Source organism: Streptomyces litmocidini (assembly GCF_014649755.1).
In the GTDB taxonomy this organism is placed as follows: Bacteria; Actinomycetota; Actinomycetes; order Streptomycetales; family Streptomycetaceae; genus Streptomyces; species Streptomyces litmocidini.
Genome location: NZ_BMTQ01000014.1, coordinates 139199 through 156589, shown reverse-complemented (window position 1 = coordinate 156589; position 17391 = coordinate 139199). Strand labels below are relative to the sequence as shown.

At 73.1% G+C, this 17391-nt stretch carries 14 protein-coding genes; 8 read left to right on the top strand and 6 right to left on the bottom strand.

Features of this window, described 5'->3' with window-relative positions:
* Positions 1 to 359: 359 nt before the first annotated feature.
* From IE180_RS26880 to IE180_RS26865, 4 genes are all read left to right on the top strand, one after another.
* Positions 360 to 1163, top strand: a complete 804-nt coding sequence (locus tag IE180_RS26880; RefSeq protein ID WP_190159542.1) for an alpha/beta fold hydrolase — start codon at positions 360 to 362, stop codon at positions 1161 to 1163.
* Positions 1163 to 2458: a PP2C family protein-serine/threonine phosphatase gene (locus IE180_RS26875; protein ID WP_373302829.1), complete on the top strand. Its 1296-nt coding sequence runs from the start codon at positions 1163 to 1165 to the stop codon at positions 2456 to 2458. The genes IE180_RS26880 and IE180_RS26875 overlap by 1 nt, the downstream gene beginning before the upstream one ends.
* Positions 2455 to 2793 (top strand): STAS domain-containing protein, encoded by a 339-nt coding sequence (locus IE180_RS26870; RefSeq protein ID WP_190159540.1) that lies wholly within the window; start codon positions 2455 to 2457, stop codon positions 2791 to 2793. Before IE180_RS26875 ends, IE180_RS26870 begins: the two co-directional genes overlap by 4 nt.
* Positions 2794 to 2958: 165 nt before the next feature.
* Positions 2959 to 3594, top strand: a complete 636-nt coding sequence (locus IE180_RS26865; RefSeq protein WP_373302828.1) for a nucleoside/nucleotide kinase family protein — start codon at positions 2959 to 2961, stop codon at positions 3592 to 3594.
* Between the two features lie 33 nt (positions 3595 to 3627).
* Here IE180_RS26865 and IE180_RS26860 read toward each other — a convergent pair whose 3' ends face one another.
* From IE180_RS26860 to IE180_RS26835, 6 genes are all read right to left on the bottom strand, one after another.
* Positions 3628 to 4707 carry a hypothetical protein gene (locus IE180_RS26860; RefSeq protein ID WP_190159538.1) on the bottom strand — a complete coding sequence of 360 codons (1080 nt, stop codon included), beginning with the start codon at positions 4705 to 4707 and terminating at the stop codon, positions 3628 to 3630.
* Between the two features lie 35 nt (positions 4708 to 4742).
* Entirely contained in the window at positions 4743 to 9536 is a 4794-nt protein-coding gene (locus IE180_RS26855) for a DUF6531 domain-containing protein (RefSeq protein WP_190159537.1), read from the bottom strand.
* Positions 9537 to 9611: 75 nt separating this feature from the next.
* The gene (gene msrB, locus IE180_RS26850; protein WP_190159536.1) at positions 9612 to 10019 is read right to left on the bottom strand and encodes a peptide-methionine (R)-S-oxide reductase MsrB; all 408 of its coding nucleotides are present in this window, start codon (positions 10017 to 10019) and stop codon (positions 9612 to 9614) included.
* Between the two features lie 15 nt (positions 10020 to 10034).
* A complete protein-coding gene (murC, locus tag IE180_RS26845; protein ID WP_190159535.1) occupies positions 10035 to 11426 on the bottom strand; it encodes a UDP-N-acetylmuramate--L-alanine ligase in 1392 nt (463 codons plus the stop codon).
* Between the two features lie 463 nt (positions 11427 to 11889).
* Entirely contained in the window at positions 11890 to 12360 is a 471-nt protein-coding gene (locus IE180_RS26840; RefSeq protein WP_190159534.1) for an indole-3-glycerol phosphate synthase, read from the bottom strand.
* Positions 12361 to 12466: 106 nt separating this feature from the next.
* Positions 12467 to 13258, bottom strand: a complete 792-nt coding sequence (locus IE180_RS26835; RefSeq protein WP_190159533.1) for a pyrimidine reductase family protein — start codon at positions 13256 to 13258, stop codon at positions 12467 to 12469.
* Positions 13259 to 13294: 36 nt separating this feature from the next.
* On the opposite strand from IE180_RS26835, the gene zapE reads away from it, so the two are divergent.
* From zapE to IE180_RS26815, 4 genes are all read left to right on the top strand, one after another.
* Complete coding sequence (gene zapE / locus IE180_RS26830; protein ID WP_190159532.1) at positions 13295 to 14380, top strand: cell division protein ZapE; 1086 nt, start codon at positions 13295 to 13297, stop codon at positions 14378 to 14380.
* A gap of 34 nt (positions 14381 to 14414) precedes the next feature.
* On the top strand, positions 14415 to 14840 hold the full coding sequence (locus IE180_RS26825; protein WP_190159531.1) for an OsmC family protein: 426 nt from the start codon (positions 14415 to 14417) through the stop codon (positions 14838 to 14840).
* A gap of 166 nt (positions 14841 to 15006) precedes the next feature.
* Positions 15007 to 16371 carry an alkaline phosphatase PhoX gene (locus tag IE180_RS26820; protein ID WP_190159530.1) on the top strand — a complete coding sequence of 455 codons (1365 nt, stop codon included), beginning with the start codon at positions 15007 to 15009 and terminating at the stop codon, positions 16369 to 16371.
* 82 nt (positions 16372 to 16453) lie between these two features.
* Positions 16454 to 17341, top strand: a complete 888-nt coding sequence (locus tag IE180_RS26815) for a PPK2 family polyphosphate kinase (protein WP_190159529.1) — start codon at positions 16454 to 16456, stop codon at positions 17339 to 17341.
* Positions 17342 to 17391: the final 50 nt, after the last annotated feature.

The window sequence follows — 17391 nt, the reverse complement described above, 5'->3', positions numbered from 1 at the left end:
GAAGGGTCGGAACCCACCCGCGTCGACCCGCGTCGTGGCGGGGGATGACCCTTGCGGGATGGAGGGTCGGAACGAGGGTCCGGGGAGGGTCGCCCCGAGGGTCGCCGGGCCGGACACCACCACGACGGTGCCGCACGCCGGGCACGGGTCCGGACGCGGAAGCCCGGGCCGCCGCGGAAGGGCCGGGAGGTCGTCGCGGCCGGGGCCGACGGGCCGGCCCGTGAGAAAGGGCACACCGCCCGACGTGCCGAAGGGCCGGTCGCGGAGCCCGTGCGCGGGGTTCGTGGAGTTCCCGTGCGGACCTGTGGGGCATCCGTCCCCATGCGGGGGCGGTGTGTGAACTCTGAGAGGGTGGAAGCATGGAAATCGAACACAGGAACAACATCACCGTCGTCGGCGATCCGCAAGGACGGCCGGTGGTGCTGGCCCATGGGTTCGGTTGCGACCAGAACATGTGGCGGCTGACGGTGCCGGCCCTGGCCGAGAAGCACCGGGTGGTGCTGTTCGACTACGTGGGCTCGGGACGCTCGGATCCGTCCGCGTTCTCGGAGGACCGTTACGCCTCGCTGGACGGCTACGCGCAGGACGTGGTCGAGGTGTGCGAGGCGCTCGACCTGCGGGACGCGGTGTTCGTGGGCCATTCGGTCAGCGCGATGACCGGCGTCCTGGCGGCGGACGCGGTCCCGGAACGGATCGGGGCGCTGGTCATGGTCGCGCCGTCGCCTCGGTACATCGACGACGAGGGGTACCGGGGAGGGTTCAGCGCCGGGGACATCGACGAGCTGCTCGCGTCGCTGGAGTCGAACTACCTCGGCTGGTCGTCGGCGATGGCACCGATGATCATGGGCAATCCGGAGCGGCCGGAACTCGGCGAGGAACTGACCGACAGCTTCTGCGCCACGGATCCGGACATGGCGCGCGTCTTCGCCCGGACCACCTTCCTGTCGGACTCGCGGGACGACCTGGAGAAGGTGACGGTGCCCACGCTGGTCCTGGAGTGCGCCCAGGACGTCATCGCCCCCCGTGGGGTCGGCGCTTTCGTCCACCGCGCGATCCCCGGCTCGACGCTGGTCACCCTCGACACCACCGGGCACTGCCCCCACCTGTCGGCACCCGAAGCCACCAACGAGGCCATCACCGGCTTCCTGGCGGGTCTTCGATGATGTGCCGCGCCGGACAGCAGTCCGGCCCGTACGGCGCCGACGACGAGGAAGCCGCGAACGCGTCGTTCGCCGCGCTGCTGGAGGACGGTGCCGAGGAACTGTACGAGAACGCGCCGTGCGGGTACCTTTCCACGCTGCTGGACGGCACCGTCGTGAAGATCAACGCCACGCTGCTGGGCTGGCTCGGTCTGGAGCGCGAGGAGGTGGTGGGCCGGATGCGGTTCACCGACCTGCTCACCGTGGGCGGCAAGCTCTACCACGAGACGCACTTCGCGCCCCTGCTGCGGATGCGGGGAGAGATCGGCGGCATCGCCCTGGAGATGAAACAGGCAGGCGACAAGCGGATGCCGGTCCTGGTCTCCTCCGCCGTCAAGCACGGCGAGGGCGGTCAACCGCTGCTGATCCGCACCACCGTCTTCGACGCCCGGGACCGCCGGGCCTACGAAGAGGAACTCCTGCGGGCCCGGAAGGCCGCCGAAGAGGCCCGTCGACAGGCGGAGGCCGATCGCGCCCGGCTGCAGCAGGCCCTCGCCGTGCTCCAGCGGTCGCTGCTGCCCGACACCCTGCCGGCGATTCCCGGAATGGAGACGGCAGCCCACTACCGCACCGCCTCCCCGGACCGACTGGGCGGCGACTTCTACGACGTCTTCCCCCTCGGCGGAACGCGCTTCGCGTTCTTCCTGGGCGACGTGTGCGGCAAGGGCCCCGAGGCGGCCGCGGTGACCTCGCTGACCCGCTACACCCTGCGCGCCGCCGCCCTGCACGACCCCGATCCCGTCTCCGTCCTGGCCACCCTCAACGAAGTCCTCCACGAGCGCTACACCGGCGGTGACCCCCGCTACTGCACCGTCGTCTTCGGCATCGTCGACCCCGACCCCGAGTCCGGACGGGCCGCCGTCCGCATCGCCTCGGGAGGGCATCCGCCGGCCCTGGTGCTGCGCGCCGACGGCCGCGCGGACTTCCTGCCCACCCCCGGCGGTCTCCTGGTCGGCATCATGCCCGCCGCGTCCTTCGCCACCGCCGCCACCACCCTCGCCCCCGGCGACGCCCTCCTGCTCTACACCGACGGCCTGACCGAGGCCCGCACCGGCGAGGACCGCACCGCCCTGTACGGGGACGCGGCACTGCGCGCCTTCGCCGCCGACCACGCCGGAGAGCCTCCGGGCGCCGTCATGAAGGCCCTCGCCGATCTCCTGGACGGTTTCGGGGACGGCCTCGACGACGACACCGCCCTCCTCGCCCTCGGCGTCCCCAGCCGTCCGGCGCCCGGCCCCGCGACGAAGAACACACCATGAGCGCACTGAAGATCGTCACCCGAGACGCCGCGACCGGTCCCGTCCTGGAGCTCCTCGGCGAACTCGACTACGCCACCGCCCCGGAACTGCGCGACGTGCTCGCCACCGTCACCCTCCGGCCGGGGCAGCGCCTCGTGATGGACCTGGCGGGCATGGAGTTCTGCGATTCCAGCGGCCTCACCGCCCTGATCATCGCCCGCAACCACGCTCACGCCGCCCGGGCGGACATCGCGCTCGCCGCCGTCCCCGCCCGCACCCTTCGCCTCATGAACATCGCCGGCCTCGACCAGATCTTCTCCCTCCACCCGGACAGCGACGTCGCCACCCGGCCCTGACCCACGAGAGCGCCGCGCGGGTTCGACGCTCCCGTCTGCCGCGGGCCGCCCGGGCGAAGGCGGACGCGGCGGGCGGCGCCCCTCCGAGGCCGTCGTCGCCCCGCCCCGCTCCTGACGGGGGCGTGACGCGTGAGGACGGAACCCGGTGGCGCGCGCGGTGGGAGGATGCGGTGCATGGAGGCCCAGGAGTTCGATCGTCTCACCGCACGCGCGCAGGCACTCGCCGCCCCCGGGCAGCGACGGATCCTCGGACTCGCCGGCCCGCCCGGCGCCGGGAAGTCCACGCTCGCCGCCCGGCTCGTCGCCCGGCTCGACGGGCTCGCCGTGCTCGTCCCGATGGACGGCTTCCACCTGGCCCGGGCGGAACTGGAGCGGCTCGGGAGGGCCGACAGGAAGGGCGCGCCGGACACCTTCGACGCCGCCGGGTACACCGCGCTCCTCGCCCGGCTCCGTACCCCCGTCCCCGGCACCACCGTCTACGCGCCCGCGTTCGACCGCTCCCTGGAGGAGCCGGTCGCCGGGGCGGTGCCCGTCGCGCCCGAGGTCCCGCTCGTCGTCACGGAGGGGAACTACCTGCTGCACGACGAGGGCGCCTGGGCCGACGTCCTGCCGCTCCTCGACGAGGCCTGGTACCTCGACCTGGACGCCCGCCTCCGCGTGCCCCGGCTCGTCGAGCGGCACGTCCGCTTCGGCAAGGACCCGGCGCACGCCGAGCGCTGGGTCCACGACTCCGACGAGGCCAACGCCCGACTGGTGGCCCGCGGCCGGGACCGCGCCCACCTCGTCGTCACGGTGAGCTGAACACCGCCCTCGACGCCCCCTGCCGCGGCGCGGTCACTGGAAGCTGAGCCGGTGCGGGTGCGTCGGGTCGGCCGGGCAGGTGTGGACGCGCATGAGGCCGCGGCCCAGGTAGACGCCGACCGGGTCGATCACCCGCGGGTCGTCCGCCGCGTCGCGGTCCTCCACCGGCAGCCAGCTCCGCGAGGCGCCGTCGCACTCCACCGTGGCGACCGTGAGCAGCGGCGGCATCGGCGTCCCGCACTCCGGGCAGTCCACCGGCGCGGGGTCGGTCAGGTGCCAGGAGGCGAAACCGCCGGCCTTCCAGCCCGGGGCGATCGACAGGTCGCTCATGTAGTCGACCTCCTCGGGCTCCTGCGCGCGGGAGGCGGCCATGGCCGCCTCGTACTCCTCGTACGTGGCGTAGCTCGCGGGCGAGGACGAGTCGTACGCGTCCTCGTCCTCCTCGTCGAGGAGGCCCTCCTCCCACTCGCCGATCTCCTCCTGGAGCTCCTCCGGGAGCAGCCCCAGGTACTCGTGCTCGACGACCCGCTCCGGGTGCACGACGCAGGACGTCGGGACGCACTCCTCGCGGCCCGCGACCGGCGGTTCGGGCTGCGGGGCGAGGACCGCGCCGACCTCGGCCGAGCGGCGCCACCGCAGCTCCACGGCGATGGTCCGCTCCGTGCCGTGGACCTCGAAGGGGCACCAGAACACCTGGAGCAGATCGTGCCCCTCGGGGCCGGTGAGGTCCGGCACGTCCCGGGCGTACAGCTGGGCCACGGCCAGCATCGGCAGCGGGTCCTCGTCGCGGAGCTCCGGGACGTGCGTCCCCCGGGTCATCCCGTCGAGGAGCCGCCGCTCCTCCTCGGTGAAGTCCCGTCCCCTGGCCTCGTCCTGGATGCGCCGGCGGAGCCGTACGTCGGACAGCAGGTGCCCCGTGCCCTTCGGGTGCACGGCCGTGCACACCGGCCACGGCTCGTCGGCGGGCCAGAGCAGCGGCCCCGCCACCGAGCTCTCCTCCGGCTTCGCCGTGCCCTGCCGGGGGTGCAGCCGCGTCGCCGTCCGCCGGTACCGGGCGAGGGCGGGGAACGCCGCTTCGATGTCGACGGGGCGCGGGGGCGTGGTGCGGGTCATGCGCGGATCCTCCAGGGGCGGTTCGTTTTCGGATGCTATAGGCCCGGCACGGCCGTCCGGACGCCCGCCGCCGGATTCTCCAGACTGTGCGTGAAGGAGAAGCCCTTGTTGCCGAACGCGGTGAACTCCAGGCGGATCGGGATGGGGTTGGTCCCCGCGTAGATCGGCTTGATGTGGTACTGCACCACTTCCTTGTTCTTCGTCACCTGGTCGAAGATGACCTGCTCCACCTGGTCGCGCTGGTCGGGCGAGTTGGTCGGCGTCTGGGTCTGCGTGACGAGGTTGTGCCAGGCCAGGCGCCCCTTGCCCGCACCGCCGAGCCGGTCCGCGAGGAGGTGGCCGCGGGCCTCGTTGAAGGCGGTGCCGTCGCCGCGCCAGCCCGGCGGCTTGAGTTTGCCCGCCTCCGTACCCCGCTTCGCGTCGATGATCTCGGGCCGCAGACAGGCGTAGACGCCGGTCGGCCGGCCCAGGTGGTCGAGCCGCCCGTACCGGATCGAACCGTCCCAGTCGTAGGCGTCCATCTGGCACCGCTTCGGCGCCAGACCCAGCGGGTCGGTCCACACCCACGGATTGACCACGTACGTCGACGGGTTGGGCGCCGGGGCGAGACCCAGCGGGTCCGGGCTCGTGAACCGCGCCGTGTCGGGGTCGTAGTGCCGGAAGTAGCTGGAGTGCAGCCCGGTCTCGGGATCGGCGTACTGCCCGGGGAAACGCAGCGGCGTGTAGGCGGTGGCCGTCGTGTTCCACCCCGTGGCGCCCCAGGTGGTGGACCGGCTGCGCCAGGCCGTGTCCCCTTCGGGGGAGACCAGTTCGGTGGGCGTGCCGACCAGGTCCGTGACGACGGCGAAGAAGCGCGCGTCGACCTCGTCGTCGTCCAGCGGCCTGCGCTCGTACTGGACGAGCGGCCGGTGCCCTTCGTACTCCCAGGTCAGAATGGTGCCGGCGGTCTCGTCGTACTGCTCGACGAGGAGCGGGCCGTCCCAGGTGAAGCGGATCGTCTCGACGACCGTGGTGCCGTCGGCGGCCATCCGGTGCTTGGCGCTGCGGCGGCCCAGCGGGTCGTACGCGTACGTCCACAGGGTGCCGTCGGGGGTGGTGCACGCGACGAGGCGGTCCTCGGCGTCGTAGGAGTACCGCCACACGTCGGGCTTGCGGGACAGCCGGGTACGGCGGCGCAGCACGACCCGGCCGGCCGCGTCGTGCTCGTAGTGCACCCCGCCCGCCGAGACGAGGTGCGCGCCCTCGTACCGGCGCGCGCCCCGGGCCTCGGCGTGCCCCGCGGCCTCGGGCCAGTCGGCCGAGGTCTGGTTGCCGGCGGCGTCGTACGCGTACCGCTCCACCCAGTCCGGTGCCTCGACCGACAGCGGCCTGCCCACCGGGTCGAGGCTGATCCGCTTGTCCCGGCGGGCCCGGCCCCCCGCGCTCTCGCCCAGCACCACGGGGTAACCGTCGGCCCGGTACGCGTAGTCGCGGGCGCGCGTCGGCTCCGGCGAACCGGGCGCGGACAGCGTCTGGGCGACCGGCCGGCCGATCCGGTCCCAGTCGGTGGTGAGCGTGGTGGCGGCCCCCGGCGCGCCCCAGCTGCGGGTCAGTTCCCGGCCGAGGGGGTCGTGGGTGAAGGTGAGCGCGTGGCCACCGGTGACGAGGGCGACCCGGTCTCCCGCCGCGTCGTACAGGGCCTGGCTGATCGCGCCGGTGGGGGTGATGCGCATGACGCGGCGGCCCGCCGTGTCGTAGGCGTGGCGGAGGGTGCGTCCGTCCACGGTCTCGGCGAGGGGCCGGCCGAGCGCGTCCCGCTCGACGGTGAGCGTGGAGGTGGCGGTGCGGGCCTCGACGAGCGCGCCGGAGCGGTCGTACGCGTACCGGGTCACGGCACCGTCGGCGTCCCGCGCCACCATGCGGTCCATGGCGTCCCAGGCGTAGGTGACGGTCCGGCCGAGGGGCGTGGTGCGGGTGGTCAGCCGGTTCGCCGCGTCGTAGCCGTACGAGAACTCCCGGCCGTCGAAGTCGGTCTCCGACGCCAGGCGTCCGGCCGCGTCGTAGCGGTACTGCCAGTCCTGGCCCAGCGGGTTGGTCACCCCGAGCAGCCGCAGTTCGGTGTCGTAGCGCAGCTCGTGACGGGCGCCGTCCGGCGCGAGCCGTACGAGGGGCTTGTCGAAGGGACCGTACTCGGTGGTCCAGACGCCGCCGGCGGCGTCGGTGTACGCCAGGCAGTTGCCCTCCGGGTCCCAGGTCCAGGACTCCCGCGTCCCGTCGGCGGCGGTCCGCTGCCGCAGCCGGTCGTCGTGGTCCCAGGAGAACTCCTCGCGCCCGCCGGCCGGATCGGTGATCACAAGGGGCCGGCCCCGGTGGTCGCGCTCCACGGTGGCCACCCCGCCGTCGGAACCGGTGATCTCCAGGGGGAGCCCGGCCCGGTCGGAGCGGATGCGGAGGGTGGCGCCGAGCGGGTCGGTGACGGAGGCGACGGCGCCCGTGGGGTCGTGGGTGAAGCGGGTGACCGCTCCGTCGGGGCCTTCGGTGGAGGTGCAGTTGCCGAGTTCGTCGAAGGTCTGCCGCCATGCCGTGCCGTCGGCGGCGACCACTTCGAGCGGCAGATTGCGCTCGTCGTAGCGGGCGGTCGCCGTGCTCCCGTCGGGCAGCCGCACCTCGACGAGGTTCCCCGCCTCGTCCCAGGTGAGTTCGGTGGTGTGGCCGAGCGGGTCGGTGCGGGTGAGGGGACGGTCGTACGGGTCCCAGGTGAGGTGCGTGGTGTGGCCGAGGGGATCGGTCTCGGCGACGACCTGGAGCCGGTCGTCGAGGACCAGGGTGGTGGTGGCACCTGTGGAGTCGGTGTACCGCGTGACACGGTGGCCGGTGTCGGGGTGGACGTCGTACGCGAACCGCGAGGAGAGGATGCCGTCGGGGCCGACGGTGCCGGAGACCCGGCCCTCGGCGTCGTACACGTACCGGAACGTGGTGCCGTTGCGGTCGGTCCATGACGTGACCCGGCTTTCGCCGTCGTACGTGAAGGTCATGGCCGGGCCCTCGGGACCCTCGGGGCCGGTCAGCCGGACGAGGTCGCCGGAGGGGGAGTAGGCGTAGCCCACGACCGCCGCGGGTTCGCCGGGGCCGCGGACGGCGAGGCCGGTGACGCGCGAGGCGTCGGCCGTCATCTGGAGGACGTAGCCGCCGGAGTGCGAGACGGCGGTCGGCGCGCCGTCGGAGCGGCGGGAGAACGCGATCCGGTTGCCGTTGCGGTCCTCGATCGCGGACAGCCAGTAGGCGGTGGAGGCGCGGTAGGGGCTGCCGGTGTAGACGCGGACCTCGCCGCTGTGCGGATCGCGGATCTCGTACGAGGTCTCGTCGCCGGACACGCCGCCGTGCAGGAGCGGCAGCCGGTCTCCCTCCAGGGGCAGGACCCGGTCGCCGTCCGGGCGGGGCAGGCGCGGGAAGATCAGCACGGAGCCGTCCTCGCGCGCCCAGATCGCTCCGCCGCCCGAGGCGTCGACCTCGATCCGCTCGTCCAGGGTCGAGGCCCAACTGCGGCCGAACCAATGGCCGTAGCGGTACGTCGAGACATGGGTGCGGCGCAGCGCGAGCGGCAGGACGCCGGGCAGGACGAGGTCGGTCTGGGGCAGCAGCATCTTGCCCGTGGCGACGTCGACGGGGTCGTTCTTGCAGACCGTCTTGTCCAGGGAGACCCCGTGGGCGCGCGGGTCGTCCTTGGCGTCGCCGACGGAGTTGGGGCGCGTCCGGACGTCGTCGCCGGGGTTCCCGCGGTGCGGCGTCCCGCCCTTGCCCCTGTCGTCGTCGTGGTCGCCCTTGCGCTGGCGGGCGAAGCGGTCGCGGAGGTCGTCGTCGGTGTTCTTGTGGTCGACGGAGATCTGCTTGACGACCTTGGGCAGCGTCCGGCCGACGTGGTCGCCCATCGACTTCGCCGCCTTGGTCAGCGCCTCCATCGCCTTGTCCGCGACCGGATCGATCGCGTCCGCGATCGAGTCGCGCCCCCGGGTGCGGCCGTGGGCGGTCTTCGCCTTCGTGAGCTTGCCCGCCGTCTTCCCGTGGATGCGCACGCTGACGGTGTTGAGCTGGGTGGAGGCGTGGTCGTGCTCGGCGTGCTCGATGTGCAGGTTCTTCAGCCCGCTGCCCTTCGGCCCGCCGCCCCCGCCTCCGGCCGAGGCCAGGTTCAGGCTCTCCTTGCCCGACTGCACCCCGTCCTTGAAGCCGTCCGTGCCGGCCTTCTTGGTCTGGTCGAGGTCCACGCCGTCCTGCAGGCCGATCGCCATCGCGCCCAGCTGCACGACCAGGTCCGCCGCCATGCCCTCCAGGGCCGCCACCGCCGGCTCGGTCATCGCCGAGACGACGTACCCGACGGCCTCCTCGACGCACTCCTTGACCAGCCGCTTGATGACCTCCTGCGTGGCCCGCATCGCGCCCGCGCCGATCAGCGCCGACAGACCGCCGGTCACCGGGATCAGCGAGAGCGCGATGCCCGCCTCGGAGGCGAGGTAGCCCAGCTGCACCAGCGCCGCAAGCTTCATTCCCTCGACCGCGCCGGCCGCCAGGTCGAGGCCGCCCGCGATCGTGCGGGCCGCGCCGGCGATGTCCTTGAAGTGCTTGCCCTTGACCTTCTGCCAGTGCTCGTCGAGGGCGTCGATCGCCTCGCCCTGCCCCGAGGACAACAGTCGCTCGAAATGGTTGTTCGCGAGCTGACCGTCGTCCTCCAGGTCGTCCGCGAACTCCCTGAGCGCGTCCGCCATCTCACGGTACGCGTCCTCGTCGACGTTCGGCCAGGCCACGCCGATCAGATCGAGAAGGGTGTCGGCCCAGTCCGGAACCGTGACAGCCATGTCCATGCCCCCGTGTCGGCTGTTTGCAATGCGCAACAGTCCTACCACAGGGGGCGGCTGACGAACCGTCCGGGGTCAGCCCTCCTCGGGCTCCAGACGCAGCGAGATCGAGTTGATGCAGTACCGCTGGTCCGTCGGGGTCGGGTAGCCCTCGCCGTCGAAGACGTGGCCCAGGTGGGAGCCGCAGCGGGCGCAGCGGACCTCGGTGCGGGTCATGCCGTGGGAGGTGTCCACGACGAGCTCGACGGCCTCGCTGTCCTTCGGGTCGTAGAAGGACGGCCAGCCGCAGTGCGACTCGAACTTCTCGTTCGACGTGAAGAGCTCCGCCCCGCAGGCGCGGCAGGAGTAGACGCCCTTCGTCTTCGTGTCGGTGTACTCACCGCGGAAGGCGGGTTCCGTGCCGGCCCGCCGGAGCACCTGGTACTCCGCCGGGGTCAGCTGCGCCCGCCATTCCTCGTCCGGCTTCTCGACCTCGTACGCCATCGTTCGTCCACTCCCTCAGTTCGACAGGCGGGCGAGGATCTTCGGACCGAGGTCCGTGACGTCGCCCGCGCCCATCGTGAGAACGAGGTCGCCGGGGCCGGCCATTCCCGCGATCACGTCCGGGACGGCGTCCTTGTCGTGGACGGGGGTGACGTCGGCGCCCGCCGCGACGGCGGCGTCGATGATCAGCTCGCTGGTGACGCCCGGGATCGGGTCCTCGCGGGCCGGGTAGACGTCGAGGACGACGGAGGCGTCGGCGAGGGCCAGCGCGTCGCCCATCTCCCTGCCCAGTTCCTGGGTGCGGGAGAAGAGGTGCGGCTGGAAGACGACGAGGAGGCGGGAGGCCCCGGCGGCGCCGCGCATGGCCTCCAGGTCGGCGGTCATCTCGGTGGGGTGGTGCGCGTACGAGTCGATGACCTGGACGCCCTTGGCCTCGCCCTTGAGCTGGAGGCGGCGGCCGACGCCGGTGTAGGCGGTGAGGGCCTGGGCGAGCTCGGCCGGGTCGATGCCGACGCGTGCGCCGGCGGCGAGGGCCGCGGCGGCGTTGTGGGCGTAGTGGCGGCCCGGGACGGAGACGGTGAAGGTGTGCTCGACGCCGTCGAGGAGGACGGTCACCTCGCTCTTCATGCCGTTCGGGACGATCTTCAGGATGCGGGCGTCGGAGTCCTCGGACTCGCCGACGGTGACGATGCGCAGGCCGTCGCGGTCCGCGACGCGGCGGGCCAGCTCGCGGGCGCCCGCGTGCTCGCCGACGACCAGGGTGCCGCCGGGGCGGATCTTGGCGGTGAAGGCCTCGAAGGACTCGTAGATCTCGTCCATCGACGCGTAGTTCGCGTGGTGGTCCAGCTCGACGTTGAGGACGATCGCGACCTCGGGGTCGTACTTCTGGAAGCTGCGGTCGCTCTCGTCGGCCTCGGCGACGAAGACCTCGCCGTCGCCGTGCCGGGCGTTCGTGCCGGGGCCCGCGAGGTCGCCGCCGATGGCGTACGAGGGGTCGAGGCCGAGCTCGGTGAGCGCGACGGCCAGCATGGAGGTGGTCGTCGTCTTGCCGTGCGTGCCGGCGACGGCGATCGCGCTCAGGCCGTCCATGAGGGAGGCGAGCGCGTCGGAGCGGTGGACGACGGGGATGCCGAGCTCGGCGGCGCGGGCCAGCTCGGGGTTGTCGGCGCGGATGGCGCTGGAGACGACGACGGCGGAGGCGTCGTCGGCGAGGTGCTCGGCGGCGTGGCCGATGTGCACGGTGACGCCGAGGGCGCGCAGCGACTCGGCGGTCGCGGACTCCTTGGCGTCGCTGCCGGCGACCTTGGCGCCGCGCTGGGCGAGGATCTTCGCGATGCCAGACATCCCGGCACCGCCGATGCCGATGAAGTGCGGCCGTTCCATGGCGGCGGGAATGGCGGGTGCCATGCGGATCTCTCCCCGGGGTGGTGGTTCTGGAAGCCTCCAGCCTAGTGGCTCCCGAACCGGGCTCCGGCGGTCGGCGGGGCCGTGTCCGCCGGGGGGAGAGCGAGGGCCGCGTCCGGGGCGGGGGCCGGGGCCGCGGGGGGGCCGGGGCCGCGGGGGGGGCCGGAGCCGCGGGGGGGGGGGCCGGAGCCGCGGGGGGGGCGGAGCCGCGGGGGGGGCGGAGCCGCGGGGGGGGCGGAGCCGCGGGGGGGGCGGAGCCGCGGGGGGGGCGGAGCCGCGGGGGGGCGGTGGCCGAGACCGCGTCCGGGCCGGTGAGCGAGACCGCGTCCGGACAGGCGACCGGGCCCCGCGTCCGGACAGGCGACCGGGCCCCGCGTCCGGACAGGCGGCCGGCCCCTGCGTCCAGGCCGGCGACCGGGCCCCGCGTCCGCGCCCCCTGCACGGGGCGCGGGCACGGGGCGTCCGCTCACTCGCTGTGGGCGAAGAGCTTCAGGACGGGGACGCCGACCTTGTGGCGGGCCCGGGAGGCCCAGTCCCGGTGGAAGAACTCCTCCACGTAGTGCGGGGCGGTGAGGACGATCACCTCGTCCGCCTTCGACTCGTCGACCACCGCCTTCATCTTGTCCAGCGGGTGGTCCTCGACGACCTGGCCGACCGCTTCGCAGCCGGCCTTCCTCAGGGCCCGGAGCGAGACCTCCAGGGCCTGCTCGGCGGGGCCCCTGGCCTCCCGGCCCTCCGGTTCGTCGCCCTCGCGGGCGGCGTCCTTGAGCTCGCCCATCGCGACGTCGTCGATGGCACGCAGCAGTACATCGGCCTGGTCACCACGCGGCTGCATGAGAACGATGAAGGACACGCCCTCGTCGCCGTGCAGGGTGGTGACGAATTCCACGTCGACGGACGTGAGGGGCTTCTCGATCATCAGAACGCTTGTGAACAACTCCGGAGCCCTTCTGCGGAAACCATCCTTCCCCGTGCCCGCACGGGGTCTGCGACAGTAAGTGTGCCCAGCCGGCGCTAAGCGGAACGACAAATTCCGCCGATTGTCAGATCCGACGGTAGCGGGTGAAGAGGAAGCCGTCCTGCTCCAGCACGGAAGCCATCTGGAAGCGTGTCGGGACGGCCACCGCGGGGCCCCCGGCGATCCGCTGGGCGTCGCCCGCCGTCATCGTCGGCGAGATCGTCAGGCACAGCTCGTCCAGGACGTCCGCCCCCACGAACTGGCCGAGCAGCCGGGGTCCGCCCTCGGTCAGCTGGCGGTGCAGCCCGCGCTCCGCGAGCACCGCCACCGCACGGGCCGGCACCACCCGGGCCCCGTCGCCCGCGAAGAGCACCTCGGCGCCCGCCTCCCGGGCGGCCCGGATCCGGTCGGCGGGCGCGCCGGAGCCGGTGAGGACCACCGTCGGCACCAGCGGCTCGGTGAAGAGCGGCAGCGAGAAGTCCAGGTCGAGGGAGGCGCTGACCACGGCGATCACGGGCACCGGGCCCTGTCCCGCGGCGGCCCGGCGGTCCGTGAAGGCCTCCCGCGCCCGGGCCGGGCGGTAGCCCTCCAGTCGGACCGTTTCGGCGCCCACCACGACCACGTCGGCGAGCCCGCGCAGGATGCCGAAGATCCGCATGTCGGTCTCGGAGGAGAGCGGCCGGGAGCGCCCGTCGTGCTGACCGGCGCCGTCGAGCGAGGAGACCATGTTGGCCCGCAGCCAGGTGCCGCCCCCCTCCGGGTACGCGTAGACGTCGGCGAGGGCGTCGAGCGACCACTCGCGGTCGGAGGCGGGCGACCACCCCTGGTCGGAGGCGGTCGAGGCTGTCATGTCCGTCACAGGGAAGAGCTGGCGCATCCTCGCAGTCTGGCACGGCGCTTACAGTGGGGAACTGTGTCGACCCGTGCCTTCACCGAAGCGGCTTCCTCCGAAGCGGCCCCGCTCTCGCTCTGCTCCCGAGAGCCCCACGTCCCCGCCGACCGCCTCGTCGCGGAGATGGTGCCGCCGCCGCGCTTCGACTCCGTCCGCTTCGACACGTACCTGCCCGACCCGAACCAGCCGAGCCAGACGGACGCCGTCAAAGTCCTGAGCGCCTTCGCCGAGGGCCTCGGCGGGGCGCACGCCTCCGGCGCCGGCAAGCGCCGCTGGTTCGCGAGGAAGCCGGCCGCCCCGAGCGGTCCCCGCGGGGTCTACCTGGACGGCGGGTACGGCGTCGGCAAGACCCACCTGCTCGCCTCGCTGTGGCACGCGACCCCCGCGGAGCCCGCGCTGAAGGCGTTCGGCACCTTCGTCGAGCTGACCAACCTGGTCGGCGCGCTCGGCTTCCAGCAGACCGTGAGGACGCTCAGCGGACACCGTCTCCTCTGCATCGACGAGTTCGAGCTCGACGACCCGGGCGACACCGTCCTCGTCTCCAGCCTCCTCGGCAAGCTCGTCGAGTCGGGCGTGGCCCTCGCCGCCACCTCGAACACGCTCCCGGGCAAGCTCGGCGAGGGCCGCTTCGCCGCCGCCGACTTCCTCCGCGAGATCCAGGGCCTCTCCGCCCACTTCCGTCCGCTGCGGATCGACGGCGAAGACTACCGCCACCGCGGCCTGCCCGAGGCCCCGGCCCCGTACTCCGACCAGGTCGTCGCCCAGACCGCGTACGCGACGCCGGGCGCCTCCCTCGACGACTTCCCGCACCTGCTCGAACACCTGGCCAAGGTCCACCCGAGCCGGTACGGCGCCCTCACGGACGAGCTCGCCGCCGTCTGCCTCACCGACGTCCGGCCGGTCCCGGACCAGTCCACGGCGCTGCGTCTCGTCGTCCTCGCCGACCGGCTCTACGACCGCGAGATACCCGTGCTCGCCTCCGGCCTCCCCTTCGACAGGCTGTTCAGCGAGGAGATGCTGAACGGCGGCTACCGCAAGAAGTACTTCCGGGCGATCTCGCGGCTCACCGCGCTCGCCCGCGACGCGAAGGGGCTCGTCGCGCAGTAGCTTGGGGGCCGTACCCGATCGAAAGGGATCCACCATGGCCACCGTGCGTCACGCCCACACCGTCTGGCAGGGCGACCTCCTCAAGGGCTCCGGCGTCGTCACCCTCGACTCCTCCGGCCTCGGCTCGTACGACGTCTCCTGGCCGGCCCGGTCGGAGGAGCCCAACGGCAGGACCAGCCCCGAGGAGCTCATCGCCGCCGCGCACTCCTCCTGCTTCTCGATGGCCTTCTCCAACGGTCTGGCCAAGGCGGGCCACGCCCCCGAGCGCCTGGAGACGAAGGCCGACGTCACGTTCCAGCCGGGCGAGGGCATCACCGGCATCCACCTGACCGTGCGCGGCACGGTCTCCGGTCTGGACGCGGACGAGTTCCAGGCTCTCGCCGAGGACGCGAAGAAGAACTGCCCGGTCAGCCAGGCGCTCACGGGCACGACGATCACCCTCACCGCCGAACTGGCCTGACGACGGGTCAGCGTCCGCGCCACATGAGGCCGTTGCGGCCCGCATGGTTCTCCTGTCACCACCGTGCGTGATACACACATGCGGGTCACGCGTCACATCTGTCCTGTCCTCCCCCCGGGCCCCGCGGCCCGGGGGGACCCCCGAGCAGGAAGTGGGTTGTTGCCTCATGTCCGCGACACGACGTCAGATCCTCTCCCGCACCGGCGCGTCCGTCGCCGGGATCGCCTTCACGGGCGCCCTCTCCGAACTCTTCGCCGGAAGCGCCATGGCCGCGAACGGCCGCCGGGGCGGCTACGGCCCCCTCGCACCGGACCCGGACGGCCTCCTCGACCTCCCCGCGGGCTTCCGCTACAAGGTGCTCTCCCGGCAGGGCGACCCGCTCCGCTCCGGCGAGGGCCTCGTCCCCAGCAACCACGACGGCATGGGCGCCTTCGCCGGCCGCCGCGGCCGGGTGCACCTCGTCCGCAACCACGAGAACCGGGTCACCGGGAAGATCGCCGTCCCCACCGTCCCGGGCCTCACCTACGACCCGGCCGGCAAGGGCGGCTGCACGGTCCTCGAACTCGACGGCCGCAACGACGTCCTCGGCGAACGGGTCGCCATCGCCGGGACCGCCGTCAACTGCGCCGGCGGCCCCACCCCGTGGAACACCTGGCTGACCTGCGAGGAGACCGAGGACCGGGCCGGCACCAACGGCTACACCAAGGACCACGGCTTCATCTTCGAGGTCGACGGGGCCGACCCGCACCGCACGGGGGCCGTCCCGCTCACCGCGATGGGCCGCTTCCAGCACGAGGCGATCGCGATCGACCCGAGAAGCGGCATCGTGTACGAGACGGAGGACGCCTTCGAACGGCCCTTCGGGCTCTTCTACCGCTTCCTGCCGGAGAAACCTCTCGGCGGCACCGGCTCGCTCCGGGCGGGCGGCACCCTGGAGGCCATGCGGGTGCCCGGCGTGCCCGACCTCTCCGCCGTCCAGGAGACCGGCGCCCGCTTCGAGGGCGTCGAGTGGGTCCCCGTGCCGGACCCGCTGGCGACGGAGACCCCCGTCCGGCACCAGGACTTCGGGCCCAGGGGCATCACGCACGCCCAGAAGCTGGAGGGCTGCTACTGGGGCGGCCGGGCCGTCTACTTCGTCTCCTCCTTCGCGCGGGCCAAGGACGGCTCGGCGGCCACGCACTTCGGCCAGGTGTGGAAGTACGAACCGCACGGGCGGCGGCTCACCCTCGTCGTGGTCTTCGGCCCGAGCACCGACGTCCGGCTCCCCGGGGAGTCCCCGGACAACATCTGTCTGGCGCCGACCGGAGGCCTGATGGTCTGCGAGGACGGCGACGGGGCGCAGCACGTCTTCGGGGTGAGCGAGAAGGGCGAGGTGTACGCGGTCGCCCGGGGCGCGCAGAACATCGGGACCCCCGAGGCACCGGAGTGGGGCGAGTTCGCGGGCGTCACCTTCTCCCCGGACGGCTCGACCATGTACGTCAACTGCTACACGCCGGGCACGACGTTCGCGGTGACGGGTCCGTGGTGCTGAGCTAGCGGGCGGCCGGGATCCGTCGCACGATCGGGAGAGGACGACCGGGCGAACGCGGTCGGCGCGGCGGAAGGGGCGACGGATGCCGAAGAAGGACGGCGGGAGGAAGAAGCGCAAGGCCCCGGCTCCCGAGCCCGTGCTGCGCGACCTCCTGCGCATCCCCGAGGGCGAGCGGGTCGACCTCGCCGCGTACGACGCGAGGGCGACCCCGGCCGGCCCCGCCGACAAGACGGCGGGGCTCGCCGCCACCGCCGCCCTCGGGCCGCGCCTCGCCGAGTTCCAGGAGCGGTTGTACGCGGCGAGCACCGCCGGCGACCGCCGGCGGCTGCTCCTCGTCCTCCAGGGCATGGACACCAGCGGCAAGGGCGGCACGGTCAAGCACGTCATCGGCCTCTTCAACCCCTCCGGCTGCCGCATCCACGCCTTCAAGGCACCGACGCGGGAGGAGCGGGACCACCCCTTCCTCTGGCGGGTCGTGCGGGAACTCCCCCGGCCGGGCGAGATCGGCATCTTCGACCGCTCGCACTACGAGGACGTCCTCATCGCCCGGGTCCGGGAGCTGGTCCCCCGCCGGCTGCTCGGCCGCCGCTACGGCCAGATCAACCGCTTCGAGAAGTCCCTCGCCGACGACGGGGTGACCGTGGTCAAGGTCTTCCTCCACCTGTCGTACGGGGAACAGCGGGCCCGGCTCCTCGCGCGCCTGGACGACCCCGACAAGCACTGGAAGTTCAACCAGGGCGACATCGAGGAGCGGGCGCTGTGGCCGGCGTACCAGCAGGCGTACGAGCTCGCCCTGGAACGCTGCTCGACGGACGGGGCTCCCTGGTACCTGGTCCCGGCGGACCGCAAGTGGTACCGCAACTGGGCGATCAGCAGGCTGCTGCTCGAACACCTGGAGGAGCTGGACCCGCGGTACCCGCCGGGGGACTTCGACGTGAAGGAGTGCCGGGCGCGGCTGCTCGCCACGTGAGCCGTTCCGGCGGAGGGGCGGCCGGGTCGTGAGCGCAGTCGGGTGCCCCT

Excerpts from the sequence above, each read along its gene's own strand:
- IE180_RS26880 (WP_190159542.1), top strand. The coding sequence starts at position 360 with ATGGAAATCGAACACAGGAACAACATCACCGTCGTCGGCGATCCGCAA.
- IE180_RS26875 (WP_373302829.1), top strand. The coding sequence starts at position 1,163 with ATGTGCCGCGCCGGACAGCAGTCCGGCCCGTACGGCGCCGACGACGAG.
- IE180_RS26870 (WP_190159540.1), top strand. The coding sequence starts at position 2,455 with ATGAGCGCACTGAAGATCGTCACCCGAGACGCCGCGACCGGTCCCGTC.
- IE180_RS26865 (WP_373302828.1), top strand. The coding sequence starts at position 2,959 with ATGCGGTGCATGGAGGCCCAGGAGTTCGATCGTCTCACCGCACGCGCG.
- IE180_RS26860 (WP_190159538.1), bottom strand. The coding sequence starts at position 4,707 with ATGACCCGCACCACGCCCCCGCGCCCCGTCGACATCGAAGCGGCGTTC.
- IE180_RS26855 (WP_190159537.1), bottom strand. The coding sequence starts at position 9,536 with ATGGCTGTCACGGTTCCGGACTGGGCCGACACCCTTCTCGATCTGATC.
- msrB (WP_190159536.1), bottom strand. The coding sequence starts at position 10,019 with ATGGCGTACGAGGTCGAGAAGCCGGACGAGGAATGGCGGGCGCAGCTG.
- murC (WP_190159535.1), bottom strand. The coding sequence starts at position 11,426 with ATGGCACCCGCCATTCCCGCCGCCATGGAACGGCCGCACTTCATCGGC.
- IE180_RS26835 (WP_190159533.1), bottom strand. The coding sequence starts at position 13,258 with ATGCGCCAGCTCTTCCCTGTGACGGACATGACAGCCTCGACCGCCTCC.
- IE180_RS26825 (WP_190159531.1), top strand. The coding sequence starts at position 14,415 with ATGGCCACCGTGCGTCACGCCCACACCGTCTGGCAGGGCGACCTCCTC.
- IE180_RS26820 (WP_190159530.1), top strand. The coding sequence starts at position 15,007 with ATGTCCGCGACACGACGTCAGATCCTCTCCCGCACCGGCGCGTCCGTC.
- IE180_RS26815 (WP_190159529.1), top strand. The coding sequence starts at position 16,454 with ATGCCGAAGAAGGACGGCGGGAGGAAGAAGCGCAAGGCCCCGGCTCCC.